General features: G+C 43.0%; 10 protein-coding genes. 4 read left to right on the forward strand and 6 right to left on the reverse strand.

The window, feature by feature from the left end:
- Window positions 1-2: 2 nt before the first annotated feature.
- From HMPREF9010_RS21080 to nadB, 6 genes are all read right to left on the reverse strand, one after another.
- Window positions 3-3,068: a SusC/RagA family TonB-linked outer membrane protein gene (locus HMPREF9010_RS21080; RefSeq protein ID WP_004298825.1), complete on the reverse strand. Its 3,066-nt coding sequence runs from the start codon at window positions 3,066-3,068 to the stop codon at window positions 3-5.
- A 17-nt stretch (window positions 3,069-3,085) separates the two neighbouring features.
- Window positions 3,086-4,819 (reverse strand): hypothetical protein, encoded by a 1,734-nt coding sequence (locus HMPREF9010_RS21075; protein WP_008646967.1) that lies wholly within the window; start codon window positions 4,817-4,819, stop codon window positions 3,086-3,088.
- On the reverse strand, window positions 4,803-6,065 hold the full coding sequence (locus HMPREF9010_RS21070) for an MFS transporter (RefSeq protein ID WP_008641517.1): 1,263 nt from the start codon (window positions 6,063-6,065) through the stop codon (window positions 4,803-4,805). The genes HMPREF9010_RS21075 and HMPREF9010_RS21070 overlap by 17 nt, the downstream gene beginning before the upstream one ends.
- Complete coding sequence (locus HMPREF9010_RS21065; protein WP_004302848.1) at window positions 6,065-7,123, reverse strand: glycoside hydrolase family 130 protein; 1,059 nt, start codon at window positions 7,121-7,123, stop codon at window positions 6,065-6,067. Before HMPREF9010_RS21065 ends, HMPREF9010_RS21070 begins: the two co-directional genes overlap by 1 nt.
- 465 nt (window positions 7,124-7,588) lie before the next feature.
- A complete protein-coding gene (locus HMPREF9010_RS21060) occupies window positions 7,589-7,864 on the reverse strand; it encodes a DUF4884 domain-containing protein (protein ID WP_004312856.1) in 276 nt (91 codons plus the stop codon).
- 2 nt (window positions 7,865-7,866) lie between these two features.
- Window positions 7,867-9,438, reverse strand: a complete 1,572-nt coding sequence (nadB, locus tag HMPREF9010_RS21055; protein ID WP_004298834.1) for an L-aspartate oxidase — start codon at window positions 9,436-9,438, stop codon at window positions 7,867-7,869.
- A 106-nt stretch (window positions 9,439-9,544) separates the two neighbouring features.
- Here nadB and HMPREF9010_RS21050 point away from each other — a divergent pair, with 106 nt between their 5' ends.
- The 4 genes from HMPREF9010_RS21050 to dacB all read left to right on the forward strand — a co-directional run bounded on the left by HMPREF9010_RS21050 (window position 9,545) and on the right by dacB (window position 14,101).
- Window positions 9,545-9,997, forward strand: coding sequence for a PH domain-containing protein (locus HMPREF9010_RS21050; RefSeq protein ID WP_008646969.1), 453 nt, complete (start codon window positions 9,545-9,547; stop codon window positions 9,995-9,997).
- Between the two features lie 41 nt (window positions 9,998-10,038).
- On the forward strand, window positions 10,039-11,382 hold the full coding sequence (lpdA, locus tag HMPREF9010_RS21045) for a dihydrolipoyl dehydrogenase (RefSeq protein ID WP_008646971.1): 1,344 nt from the start codon (window positions 10,039-10,041) through the stop codon (window positions 11,380-11,382).
- Window positions 11,383-11,445: 63 nt separating this feature from the next.
- Window positions 11,446-12,648: a TlpA disulfide reductase family protein gene (locus tag HMPREF9010_RS21040; protein ID WP_004302855.1), complete on the forward strand. Its 1,203-nt coding sequence runs from the start codon at window positions 11,446-11,448 to the stop codon at window positions 12,646-12,648.
- 46 nt (window positions 12,649-12,694) lie between these two features.
- Window positions 12,695-14,101 (forward strand): D-alanyl-D-alanine carboxypeptidase/D-alanyl-D-alanine-endopeptidase, encoded by a 1,407-nt coding sequence (gene dacB / locus HMPREF9010_RS21035; protein ID WP_008646975.1) that lies wholly within the window; start codon window positions 12,695-12,697, stop codon window positions 14,099-14,101.
- Window positions 14,102-14,244 lie beyond the last annotated feature (143 nt).

Consider the following 14,244-nt stretch of genomic DNA (forward strand, 5'->3'; position numbering starts at 1 on the left):
ATTTAAAATTGCAAATTAACTCCAAAAGTGAATGTACGTGAAGACGGATAACGTGTAGTATCCACTCCCATATCCAATGGGTTATTGATACCCAGTTCCGGATCAAGTCCGGAATAACCGGTTAAAGTAAATATATTCTGACCGCTCACATAGAATCTACAACTTGAAAACAGTTTGCTCTTCTGGCAAATGTGACTCGGCAGTGTATAACCTATTTGCATATTCTGCAAACGCAGGTAAGAACCGTTCTCCACATAGAAAGAAGAACCTCTCATATTATTGTTAGAGTCAGAGTTGGTTATGCGTGGATATACAGCATCCAAATCCCCGTCTTTTGTCCATGCTTTTGTGTAAGCATCCGCCAACGCATTCTGGCGTCCTGCTGAAGCAAGGCTTCCTTTAGCAACGTTCCAGATGTCATTTCCAATAGTTCCCTGGAATGCCATACTTACATCAAAGTTCTTATAACTAAATCCTAAGTTGAAACCATAAATGAGGTCCGGATTAGGATCACCGATAAAAGTACGGTCATCATCATCGTTCAATTCGCCTGATTCTCCTAATTTGGCAAACTTAAAATCACCCGGTTGTGCATTAGGCTGAATCTTGGTACCATTCTTATCCACATAATTGTCTATCTCTTCCTGATTCTGGAATATTCCTATTTGTTTGTACCCCCAGAAACGTCCGATAGGACCTCCTACATACGTACGGCTAGTATTTCCACTCAAATATTCCGATGTAAGTTTGGTTACCTCTGTCTTATAAGTAGACATGTTCAGCCCTACATTGTAATTAAAGTCTTTTCCTATCTGGTTACGGTAGTTGACTACTATTTCGAAACCGGTATTCTTCAAGTCTCCCGCATTAAAGAAGGGGCTGTTAGGGAAGGCGCCAAAAGAAGGAATAGGCATATTCAGCAACATGTCACTTGTTTTCTTTACATAAAAGTCCATACTTACATCAAGGCTGTTTTTAAAGAAAGACATATCTAAACCGACATTGGTTTGCTGGCTGGTTTCCCATTTAATATCTGCATTTCCCACATAAGTCGGGACGTAACCTTGTGAGTACCCGTTTCCAAAGTACCATTGATTTTCATTATTGGTACCAATCAACGTAAGAGGTGCGTCTCTGTCGATTCGTTGGTTACCATTCTGTCCCCAACCTACACGCAGTTTTAAATTGGAAATTGTATTTTCAATGTTCAGGTTCTTAAAGAATTCTTCATTGCTCACTCTCCAACCTAATGAAACTGATGGGAAATAGCCCCAACGGTTACGTTTGGCAAATCTTGAAGAACCGTCGGCACGGAAATTGACTGTAGCAAGGTATCTGTCATCATATACATAGTTGATACGTCCCAAGTACGACAACATAGAAGATGTTTCTTTACCTCCCGAGGTGTTATCTCCAGCTGTTTGTGCATCAAGTATCTGATAGATTTCATCGTTACCTAAAGCCTTTCTCTTAAATGCATTAATGCCTTCGCTGCTGTTCTTCTCATAAGTCATGGCAACCATTGCATCCAATTTATGCCTGCCTATTGTCGTGTTGTAATTAAGGCGTTGTTCCACCTGATAGTTAGAAGTAACAGCGCTATTATTATTCAATTGAGTTTCTTTATTATATTTACTTTCCTGATTCGCTAAGTTATCTTCCGAAAAAGTAGACGAATAGACAGGACGGAAGTCTTTGAAAGTATCATGGTATCTTTCGAAACTATACTGTACCCGATAGCTCAATCCTTTATACAATTTGATTTGGGCAAACACATTACCAAATACATTGAATATGTCATTGTATCTATTAGGAAGTTCGAGCATGGCTACCGGATTAGGGTCGTAAGACCACTCGGTAGGCGCATATTTGTTATATTCGTAATTTTCAGAAGACGGATCTACCAACGGGCTGATAACAGGGGTAAAAGGATCAGCTTTTTGAATGAAATCGAATGAAGGAATTGCTCCTGCGTCACGTTTTCTTATCTTTGCCAGATTGACATTGGCGCCAACAGTGATAAATTTGTTGATATCATATTCAAGATTCGCTTTAAGTGAAAGTCTCTTGAATTCAGTAGTGATGATTGCACCCTGATCGTCTACATATCCTAAACTTAAAGAAGATCTCGAATTATCTGTCCCCTTACGGATGCTTAGATTATAGTTCTGGTTGAAAGCTGTACGGGTTACTTCATTCCACCAGTTGGTATTATAGCCTTTCTGATACTGATTGGTAAACTTATCCTTCATTGAGTTTTGAAAGCTTGCATCGTTTTCATACGCTTTCATGATGAAGTTGTAGTATTGGTCGCTGTTCATCATGTTCAATGCTTTATAACTGTTTTTTACACCTACATAAGCATCCAATGTTACAGTCGTTTCACCTTTCACCCCTCCCTTGGTAGTAATGAGGATTACTCCATTAGAACCTCTCGAACCATAGATAGCGCAGGCTGAAGCATCTTTTAATACTTCCATACGTTCAATATCAGATGGATTCAGGCTGCTGATGTTATCCATGAACTGTCCATCAACCACGTACAATGGGTTGTTGTCATTGACGGTCCCTAAACCTCTCACGCGGATCACTGCATCCGATCCCGGCTGGCCGGAACTGGCGGCAACAAATACGCCGGCTGCCTTACCTGTAAGTAGTTCGGATGCATTGGACACTGCATAGTTCTTAATATCCTTACTACTTATAGAAGCCAAAGCACCGGTAAGGTCACTCTTTCTTTGAGTACCGTAACCAATAACTACAACCTCATCCAATTCATTATCGGACACTAGATTTACATTGTACGTTCCGCTATTTGTTACGTTTACAATTTCTGTTTTAAAACCTACATACGAGAATGAAACTTTATTTGACGATACTTTTAATGTATATTTACCGTCAAAATCAGTGATAGTACCATTGGTCGTTCCCACTTCAAGAACAGAAACTCCAATTAAAGCCTCTCCGGTATTACTGTCGTATACCACACCCGAAATACTCTTGGTTTGCTGTGCAAAGACATTTGTGCAAACAGCAAGAATAAGAATGAATAATAAATGCTTACTCATAGTTTATACACTTAGATTTAATTATATGAAATGATATTTTGTTTATTCGCAATAATCTTACCATCTTTCAGTTCTAATTCTGTTCCGGCGGGAAGTTCCACAATTACTCTTGCGTCGTTGGCCGGGATCTCAACGGAGCCATTTGTCTTTATATTTTTTGCTATATATTCTTTGGCAACAATATCAAACAAATCGCATGGTTGGGTAGCTTGATAAGTAATGGTTTTGGTCTCTTTATGAGGGTTATAATAGAGATAGACCGGATAAGGTTTCTCTGTATAGAAGTCTGTGACATTACAATCCAGCCGGAGGATACCCTCCACATTCGTTTGACAAACAATGGCCCCTAAAATACCAACAGGAGAAGAACTGTAAACGCTGAACATGCTCTCCGTCGGATTACCTTTTATCCATTTGGGACCATCGCCGATTGCAACCGGACTAACCCCTTTTAACGATGCTTTTCCATAGTCATCCGTTTTTCGTAAACCTTCATAAGAAACATTGTCATAAGTAATGTCCTTCAATTCAGGAGCCCATTGATGTGTTTCATCTATTTCCCCCGGATAGAACAAACGACATGCACTTGCATTGTTCAACATCCACTTGCCGATAGCTTTTGCATATTGAGGCTGATATTTCACCATCGGAATGAAAGGCCAGGCGGGTTTGATACTGTTCATAAGGAATGCATATCCTCCGCCGTCTGTGATACTTCCTTGCAGACCGCTTACATCATAGTCACCCCATTTTCCTACAATAATTCCCCAACCGGTTCTTCCTGTAGGGCTTTTACATCCGTCAAATACCCAATCAAGAAGTTTGGCTACATCATAGTTGGCTCCTTCTACTGCATTCAAATAGGCTGCCGTATACACTCCGAGTGGTAAAAGGGCCTCGTAAAAACGGCTTTCTTTTTGGGCAAGCAGGGCTTCGATGGCACTTTTACTATGTTGCAGATAACGTGGATCACCAAACTTATGATAAGCACACAACAATACATAAGCATGCCCACCGGCGGCGTCTTGTTGCAATGGAATATTATTAACCATTCCTTTCATTTGTGCATAGTCAAAATAAGAATAGTCGTAGTTTCCATTCAATACAGAATCTGCTTTAACAAACTGCTCCGCAATACTTTTTTGTATCTTCTCTGCCCCGTCTACATTGGGGAAAACATCGCAAATAGCATAATATAAGGCATTGGGTAATACATCATACCACCAGTCACGGCCATAGCCTCCTCCTAAAAGGGCTACTGACGGAGTCGTATTGTTCATGACTATATTCCAGCCGTTATCAGAATTGAAATAATTCTGCACCATTTTTACATAGTTATATCCGTCTTGATTCGTCTTGTCAATTCCTACAAGGCCGGCACCAAGAATAGCTGCCAATGAGTTCAGACTTTCATGGAACTCTCCATTATTGGCATTCTTTCCCTGACGAATATCTTTAATGGCAGTATATAAGCCAAATGTAGTCTGGTCCATATTTCTGCGGGCATCATCTAACCAGATTAATGGTCCGACTTCGCTTTTATTATTCCAGTCAAAGATAAACTGGTCATACTTTTGGGCTTTTTGCTTCCAGTCCAGCATTTTATAAGTTTCAGGCATATCAGGCATAGAGTCTACCCTATGGATGGAAACCTGCTTTACCTTTTCACCAAAGTTATTTCCGTTGCCCGAGCAAGATGCCAGGAGACAAACGGTCATAAGTACAAAAACACCTTTACTTGTCATTTTCATGTTCAATAGTATCAGTTTGATTAGTAATATTCTTAGCTAAAGGATATGCCGCTAATTGTAATCCGGCAACAATCACCAGCGCATATTTCAATGCAAAATCCTGCGATACACAATAAGCAAGGAAGATAAACAGTAGTAAGCCGAAAGCTCTTCCAAGGAAAAGGCCGAACTCATGACTTAGGATATATGCATATTCGTTTCTATTCTCAATCTTTGCAACTGCATCAATTGTTCTCATCATAATGGGGAAGTAAGCCAGGTCGAACAAAGGCTGGAATATCACTTTGCAAAGGACGAAAAGGATCACTCCTGTAGCAGAGAAGAGAATACCGTTGAATAGTGTACCGACAAAGAATACGATTAATCCTCCTACAAAGATTTTCAAACGGTCTTGCGGGCGGGCCATACGTCCTAATACATACACCAGGACAGCGGTCAGTGCCCCGCTAACTCCCTGAATCAGTCCTAACGCTCCTTCATCTCCTACCAGCTTCAATACCAATATAGCCGGTGCCGTTACTAAAAAACCTTGAACCATTCCTTTCAATGCGGCTAGCCACAGCATCTTTTTCCAAAGTATGTTGAAGCGGAAATAGAGGAAGTTCGTTTCTTTAGGGTTCTCGAATTTACCTTTCCACAGTGTCATGCAGGCGATAACGGTAATGACTACTGCTGCCATCGTAACTACACAGTAAGAGGTATTGATATTGAAGAGGAATCCGAAAACTTCTTTTCCATCTATCTGGCTGATAAATGCGCCTATAATTAAAGGAACACCGATGGAAGTAATAGAAAAGAAGAAAGACTCTAGTCCGAAGAAATAGTTACGGCTGTTGTCGTTGGTATTATAGAGAGCCAGCAGGTATCGGTTGGTCCAAAAGAAACCAGAAGCTGCTCCCATTAAAAAGCCGGCCAGACCAAGTTCGATGAAGCCAAGTGACTTGATGGTCATCATACCGAACATGGAAATGCCACTTACCAGGATTCCTACCGAATAAAGTGTCTTCACACTGTATTTCTTTAGCAGATAGCCGTTAACAAGAGAGGTAGTAATGATGCCTATATACATTGCCAGCTGATAAAAAGCAACCATCACCGGATCGCTCGTGTTCCTCATGATATAGGCTCCCACAAAGATTTCTACTATCGGTAGTACCAATGCATAAAGCATATTGGTAACCAACAGTGTTCTCATGTTAGGTTCCTGTTGCTTAAAGAACAGATATTCTTTTTTCAGTTTATTCATTACTTCTTTTGTGTCTGTTTTAATACGTTTAATATCTCTGAAATGGAAAGCTCTGCCTTACAAATCACTTCATCGCTTGCTCCATAATACATGGTTATCGTATCGCCGTCCACCAAATGCCCATTAGTGAAAACTACATTTCCGAAGAAACCTGTTTGCTCATAAGCGGCGATAGGTTCCATGATCGGTTCTTCGCTTCTTGCAATGACTTTCGACGGGTCATTTAAATCGAGTAATAAAGCCCCCAAGCAATAACGGTGATTAAAATCGGCTCCATGATAAATCTCCAGCCAGCCTTCTTCTGTCTTTATTGGAGCTGCCCCTGCCCCTACACGTGCGCAATCCCACATTCCGTCACGAGTGGTTGCCACACATTTGTGATTTCCCCAATGCAAGCGGTCGGGCGATTCTGCCAACCATATATAATTGCCGCCAAGTTCGGGACTGCTCGGGCGATGAAGAGCGAAATACTTGTCACCTATCTTCTGTTCGAATAATGCACAATCTTTATTATGTGGTGGGAATATCATCCCATGCCGTGTATAGTTTTTCCAATCATTGGTGTGAATCAGTCCAACTCCTACAGCTACCGACGATACTTCTGTGAAAGTAAGGTAAAAACCATCTTCGGTTGTTGCAACACGGCAATCCTCAATACCGAATGCTTCCAGCTCTCCTTTTCCGAAAATAGGTGGAAATTCCGGTTCATCTTTGAAGTGAATACCGTCGGTACTTGAAACCAATCGTAAGTAAGACATCGTAGTCAGATAATTCTTTCCTTTGTAACCGATAACGCGTGGGTCTGAAGCATCTAAATCGGGATCATTCTTTAAAAACGAAACCACTTCTATTTTTCCTTTTTCATTATATATAGGAAAACTGATAATTCCTTCTTTCTGTATAGGTCTCTCTGCGACGCGCAAAAGTAACCAAATTTTGCCTTGATATTTGAAAACTCCGGGATTTAACAAACATGTAATTTCCATTCCGTTGATTCCCGCTTTTAAATCTTTTGGAGCCAGTAGGGGGTTCTGCTCACATCTTTTAGCTATATCCATAATATTTCGATTAGTGATTATTTCTGTGAACAAAAGCATGAGATGAAAGACAGGAAAGCGTTTACTATATTCTCAAAGAGGTGTACACATGCTCAAGAACATGTTTTTAAGAGGATGATATTAGGGAATGATTTTAGAAGAGGCAGTGATATTCGTATTTATATGCTGTACTATTTAAAAGCTTGATTTATAGATGGATGTGCACTTCGTTGAAGTGTATTATATTCTCATAAGTGTATAGTATAGTTTCTTTGAGGAGTGCAAAAGAAACATATAAAGATAAAAAAATAAGAGGCCAAACTCAAAAATATAATTTGAGGAAGCCTCTTGTTTTTCTTTTTAATAAAAATGATACTGTAAATCCTATTTCTTCACGTGCGGATAATCTATCGTACATAATCTGTCAGAGTTTGTTTGATAGAGGTGAAGCCGTTAAAAAGAAATTTGTTAGACAGCCTCTTTTCGTTATCGGTTTGGTATACTGTCTTTATAAATAGTAATTGTCCTTTTTCTTGTTGAATCATTCTTGATACTGGTTACATCTCCCCGGGTCGTGAAATACACATAGTTTCCCAGATCGAGAAAACGGTACACTTTCACTCCGTCGTGCTCGAACAGATAACTGACTTCATAAGTCTGGTTATTTTCCGATTTTCCGCTTTTCAGTGGAATACCTGCATAGCAGGAAGCTAGTCCCGTTATGCAGAAGAAAAGAATAAAGGTCCGAATCAATGTTTTCATAATCATTTCTTCACGTGAGGATAATCTATCGTATAATGTAATCCGCGGCTTTCCTTACGTTCCATTGCTTGGCGCATAATCAGATAACCCACATTCACCATATTACGCAATTCGCAGATTTCTCTGGACGCTACGCTGCGTTTGAACAGGCTTTCAGTCTCTTCGTAGATAATATCGAGTCTGTCCCAGGCACGTTTTAGACGGAGGTCGCTGCGGACAATACCTACATACGTACTCATAATCTGGTTCACTTCCTTCATACTTTGCGTAATGAGCACCATTTCTTCCGGCGAACGGGTTCCTTCATCGTTCCATTCGGGAATATCTTCATTATAAGAATATTGATCGACCACTTGTAGACTGTGCTTGGCGGCAGCGTCGGCATATACGACTGCTTCTATCAGTGAGTTGGAAGCCAGGCGGTTGCCTCCATGCAATCCTGTGCAGGAACATTCTCCCACGGCATAAAGACGTTCGATGGAAGATTGTCCGTCCAAGTCGACAAGGATACCTCCGCAGAGATAATGGGCGGCCGGGGCTACCGGGATATAATCTTTCGTGATGTCGATGCCCAGGCTAAGACATTTTTCGTAGATATTGGGGAAGTGTTTCTTTGTTTCTTCGGGATCTTTGTGGGTGACGTCCAGATATACATGGTCGTCTCCACGGTTCTTCATCTCGTTGTCGATGGCGCGTGCCACGATGTCACGGGGAGCGAGTGAAAGACGGGGATCATATTTCTGCATGAACTCTTTGCCGTCCATTGTACGCAGTACACCTCCGTAACCACGCATTGCTTCCGTTATCAGGAAAGAAGGGCGGTCTCCCGGATGATACAGGGCGGTAGGGTGGAATTGTACAAACTCCATATCCTTCACCGTACCTTTGGCACGGTAAACCATGGCGATACCGTCTCCGGTAGCGACTAGCGGGTTAGTGGTTGTTTTATAAACGGCTCCTACTCCACCGGTAGCCATCAGCGTCACTTTAGCAAGATAGGTATCTACTTTTCCCGTTTTCGGATCGAGGATATAAGCACCATAACATTTGATGTCCGGTGTCTGGCGGGTTACAGTCACTCCCAGGTGATGCTGTGTCAAGATTTCAATGGCAAACTGGTTTTCGATGACCGTGATATTCGGATGGCGTTGTACGGCTTTAATCAGGCTGTCTTGAATTTCTGCTCCTGTATTGTCTTTATGGTGAAGAATACGGAACTCCGAATGTCCGCCTTCGCGGTGCAAGTCAAATTCGCCTTTCTCGTTTTTGTCAAAATCCACTCCCCACTTAATCAGTTCTTCAATTTGTGCGGGAGCTTCGCGCACTACCTTTTCTACTGCGGCACGGTTACTGATCCAATCGCCGGCAATCATTGTGTCTTCAATGTGCTTGTCGAAATTATCCACCAGAAGGTTGGTGACGGAGGCTACCCCTCCCTGGGCGAAGTACGTATTGGCTTCTTCCAGCCCACTTTTACAGATAAGAGCAACTTTACCTTTGTGCGCCACTTTCAGCGCAAAACTCATACCGGCAATTCCGGAACCGATAACGAGGAAATCGAATTTTCTTACCATAATCTTGTTATTTCTCACCGCAAAGCTACAAAATAAGTTACTTCGTTGTACTTTTCGTTGTCACTAATTCATAAAATTGCTACCTTGCAGGCAAAAATCTGACAAAATGAATCGAATTTTTCATGCTCGCATCGCCTGGTACCAATATTTCCTGTTGGTGGTGCTTACTGTAAATGCTGTTGGCGCATTGTGGTGCAAATATATCTTGGTAGCGGTACTGTTTATGCTGATGCTGATTGTAGTGATCGAACAAATTATACACACTACTTATACATTGACAACAAATGGTGATCTGGAAGTCTCACGTGGTCGTTTTATTCGCAAGAAGATCATCCCGCTTTCCGAAATTACTGCAGTCAGGAAATACCATTCCATGAAACTCGGCCGTTTCTCGGTGACGGATTATATCCTGATAGAATACGGAAAAGGAAAGTTTGTTTCGGTGATGCCTGTCAAGGAACAGGAATTTGCGGAACTACTCGAAAAGAGAATGTTCGCAAAGAAAATAAAGGGCACGGAGGCAATAGACCCTGTAGACTCTCAAGCGGATGAATCGTAGCATGTTTTGATAATAATGAAAAGATTAACTGATTATATACTATGAAATATCAAGTAATTATCATCGGTGGCGGTCCTGCGGGATATACGGCTGCCGAAGCTGCCGCTAAAGGTGGTTTGAGCGTATTGCTTATCGAAAAGAATAGTCTGGGTGGCGTCTGTCTGAACGAAGGCTGTATTCCTACGAAAACATTGTTGTATTCGGCAAAGACTTATGACAGTGCAAAACATGCATCGAAGTATGCAGTCAATATCCCGGAAGTCTCTTTCGATTTGCCTAAGATAATAGCGCGTAAAAGTAAGGTAGTGCGTAAACTGGTGCTGGGAGTGAAAGCGAAGCTGACTGCCAACAATGTTACAATTGTATCAGGAGAAGCGCAGATCATTGATAAAAATACGGTTCGCTGTGGGGAAGAGACTTACGAAGGAGAGAACCTGATACTTTGTACAGGCTCGGAAACTTTTATTCCCCCTATTCCGGGAGTGGATGCGGTGAACTACTGGACGCACAGGGATGCTTTGGACAGTAAAGAATTGCCGGCCTCTCTGGCTATTGTAGGTGGCGGAGTGATCGGGATGGAGTTTGCATCGTTCTTCAACAGTTTGGGAGTACAAGTGGCGGTGGTTGAGATGATGGACGAAATCCTGGGTGGAATGGATAAAGAGCTTTCCGCTTTGCTCCGTGCGGAATATGCAAAACGAGGTATTAAATTCCTGCTTGGTACGAAAGTGGTCGGCTTGTCGCAAACGGAAGAAGGAGCTGTTGTTTCTTATGAGAACGCAGAGGGAAACGGCAGTGTCATTGCAGAAAAGCTGTTGATGAGCGTCGGTCGCCGTCCTGTGACGAAAGGTTTCGGGCTCGAAAACCTGAATTTGGAGCAGACGGAGCGTGGTGCTATCAGAGTTAATGAAAAGATGCAGACTTCTGTGCCGGACGTGTATGTTTGTGGTGACCTGACAGGATTCTCTTTGCTCGCCCATACGGCTGTTCGTGAAGCGGAAGTTGCCGTACATTCCATCTTGGGAAAGGAAGATGCCATGAGTTATCGGGCTATTCCGGGCGTAGTCTATACCAATCCGGAGATTGCCGGAGTGGGTGAAACGGAGGAGTCGGCCTCAACGAAAGGAATCAATTATCAGGTTATCAAACTTCCGATGGCTTACTCCGGCCGTTTTGTGGCGGAGAATGAAGGCGTGAACGGAGTCTGCAAAGTATTGCTGGATGAACAGCAGCGGGTGATTGGCGCTCATGTGTTGGGAAATCCGGCTTCGGAGATTATCACTCTTGCGGGAACTGCCATTGAACTCGGACTGACGGCAGCGCAATGGAAAAAGATTGTTTTCCCACATCCCACGGTAGGAGAAATCTTCCGGGAAGCTCTATAAATGGATTCCGATATCTGGCATCAGTCATTGATGCGGGTATCTTACTTATAAATCGAATATATGATGAGAAAATATATAATCACTCCGGTCTTATTGGCAATAGTTTGTATGGTGATGTGTCGTTGTACATCCAATCGTAAAGCGTCAGTTGCTGCCAATGAATATTTGATTCAGGGCGAACTGGCCAATCTTCCTGACAGCATTGTGATCGGCCTGTACGAGGAAGACGGAAATATTCTCAACTGTGTCTTGAGAGATACGCTTATGAATGGGCAGTTCTCTTTCCGCGACACGGTTTCTACCACACGGAAAATGCTGATTATGTCTGATAACCGGGGCTTCCCGGGTACATGGCTGGAAGTGTGGATCGCACCGGGGGAATACATCGAAATCAAGGGGCAGGATAAACTAGTGAAAACATGGGAAGTAGTAAGCGATGTGCCGGAACAGCAGGAAGAAAATCGCTTTACGGCTTGCGCGATGGCCCAACAGAAAGAATTGATGCAATACATGGCAGCGGAATATGACTGGCAACGGATGATGTTCATAGACCATCCGGGCGACCGGGAGTTTGAAAGTCAGGCGTGGGCCAAGATAGATTCTATCCGGAAACTGTCCATGCCGTTGCAGCAGGAAATCTGGAAAAAGGAAATGGAATACATGGAAGAAGCTCCCGTCTCCCCGGTGTGGATGGATAGATTATTGTTGTTTGCTTCCATGATGAAATATGAAACCATCATGCCTTATAAAGAAGAGGTGAAAAAACTCTATGCCCGAATGTCTGAAGCCGATAAACAAACAGGCGACGGACAGGAGATTACAGCCTATGTTTATCCTCCCGCTACCGTAGGAGTTGGAGATATGATGGTGGATGGAGACCTATATGATGCGAATGATTCTCTCCGTCATATTTCCGAGTTCAAAGGAAAATTCATCTTACTCGATTTCTGGAGTAGCGGGTGTGGTCCTTGCGTGGAGTCGATACCTGAAATGGAGAAGGTGATGGATCTGTACAAGGATAAAATGACTGTGATTAGTATTAGTGAGGACCCGAAAGCACGTTGGAAAGAGTATATCAAGACGAAAGGAATGGGCGGTAACCAGTGGAACGAACTTCGTAAAGGACGTACCGGTCTTGCCCTAAACTATCAGGTACGGGGAATCCCTCATTATGTATTGATTGCCCCTGATGGAAAAATCCAGGATGTATGGTCCGGCTATGGCGCCGGTTCGCTTCTTGGACAGGTAGAGAAAAACTTGAAATAGATAGAGGTAAGATACGATCATTTGTTGATGTCATAAACAGTGTTATATGAAAAAAAGTCTTTTGTTAGTCGCCCTTTCAGTTTGTTTGTTGCCACTTTGGGGACAACAGAATTTCTCCCGGATAGATTCGCTTATCAAGAAGATGCTCCCCGAAGCATCCGAAGTCGGCATATCCGTCTACGATCTGACGGCTAAGAAATCACTTTATAACTATCGTGCGGAGAAACTTTCACGTCCTGCCTCTACCATGAAGCTGTTGACGGCTATTACCGCACTTTCCCGCCCCGAAGCCAACGAGCCTTTCCGCACCGAAGTATGGCACGATGGCGTGATAGAGCATGATACCTTGCAAGGCAACCTGTATGTGGTAGGCGGATTCGATCCGGAATTTGACAGCCAGTCGATGGATTCATTGATAGAAGAGGTAATCACTTTCCCTTTTTCGGTTATTAACGGGCAGGTCTATGGTGACGTTTCAATGAAAGACTCCCTTTATTGGGGCAGCGGATGGGCGTGGGACGATACACCTGCGGGTTATCAGCCTTATCTCTCTCCGCTGATGTTCTGCAAGGGGACTGTACAGGTTTCCGTAGTTCCATCCACGGTGCAGGGCGATACGGCAAGTGTTTCCTGCCAGCCTCTGTCTTCCTATTATACAGTGACGAATCAGACGAAAACACGTACCTCTTCTGCCGGGAAATTCTCTTTCACAAGAGACTGGCTGACGAATGGAAACAATCTCCTTATTTCGGGTAATGTCACTTCGATTCGAAAAGATGATGTCAACATCTATGATTCTCCCCGTTTTTTTATGCACACTTTCCTGGAACGCCTTCGTGGGAAAGGAATCACGACTCCCCAGGCGTATGGCTTTGCCGAATTACCTCGCGACAGTGTGAGAGTAGAGCGTATGGCTTGCTGGAACACTTCTGTGCAGAAAGTGCTGAACCAACTGATGAAAGAGAGTGATAACCTCAATGCGGAAGCATTTCTCTGTCGCCTGGGAGCGCAGGCTACGGGAAAGAAGCAAGTAGCTGCCGAAGATGGTATTGTCGAAATAATGAAGCTGATCCGCCGCTTGGGGCATGACCCGAAAGACTATAAGATTGCCGACGGTTGCGGACTGTCCAATTATAATTACCTCTCTCCTGCCCTGCTGGTGGACTTTCTAAAATATGCGTACTCGCAAACAGAAGTGTTTCAGATGTTGTATAAATCACTTCCCGTTGGTGGGGTGGACGGAACTTTGAAATTCCGGATGAAAGGTACTCCTGCTTTTCGGAATGTTCATGCCAAAACAGGCTCGTTTACGGCAATAAATGCGCTTGCAGGCTATCTGAAGATGAAGAACGGACATGAAGTGGCATTTGCCATTATGAACCAGAATGTACTTTCGGCGGCTAAAGCGAGAGCATTTCAGGATAAGGTGTGTGAGGTGATTATTGGGAAATAGGCTGATATGAATACATTAGCCCGTACAACCAAAGTGGAATTCCGTTGTTGAATCCGATTTCTATGTTGTCAAGAGGCAGGTACTATTTTCCATGGAGGGCTCTTTATTGATTCTTCTACAAAAGGACAATTGTATTCTCTAAT

This window comes from Bacteroides sp. 3_1_23 (assembly GCF_000162555.1).
Classification (GTDB): Bacteria; Bacteroidota; Bacteroidia; order Bacteroidales; family Bacteroidaceae; genus Bacteroides; species Bacteroides ovatus.

Bases quoted from the DNA above. Each gene is read 5' to 3' on its own strand.
- HMPREF9010_RS21050 (WP_008646969.1), top strand. From the start codon at position 9,545: ATGAATCGAATTTTTCATGCTCGCATCGCCTGGTACCAATATTTCCTG.
- dacB (WP_008646975.1), top strand. From the start codon at position 12,695: ATGAAAAAAAGTCTTTTGTTAGTCGCCCTTTCAGTTTGTTTGTTGCCA.
- HMPREF9010_RS21065 (WP_004302848.1), bottom strand. From the start codon at position 7,123: ATGGATATAGCTAAAAGATGTGAGCAGAACCCCCTACTGGCTCCAAAA.
- lpdA (WP_008646971.1), top strand. From the start codon at position 10,039: ATGAAATATCAAGTAATTATCATCGGTGGCGGTCCTGCGGGATATACG.
- HMPREF9010_RS21080 (WP_004298825.1), bottom strand. From the start codon at position 3,068: ATGAGTAAGCATTTATTATTCATTCTTATTCTTGCTGTTTGCACAAAT.
- nadB (WP_004298834.1), bottom strand. From the start codon at position 9,438: ATGGTAAGAAAATTCGATTTCCTCGTTATCGGTTCCGGAATTGCCGGT.
- HMPREF9010_RS21070 (WP_008641517.1), bottom strand. From the start codon at position 6,065: ATGAATAAACTGAAAAAAGAATATCTGTTCTTTAAGCAACAGGAACCT.
- HMPREF9010_RS21040 (WP_004302855.1), top strand. From the start codon at position 11,446: ATGAGAAAATATATAATCACTCCGGTCTTATTGGCAATAGTTTGTATG.
- HMPREF9010_RS21075 (WP_008646967.1), bottom strand. From the start codon at position 4,819: ATGAAAATGACAAGTAAAGGTGTTTTTGTACTTATGACCGTTTGTCTC.
- HMPREF9010_RS21060 (WP_004312856.1), bottom strand. From the start codon at position 7,864: ATGAAAACATTGATTCGGACCTTTATTCTTTTCTTCTGCATAACGGGA.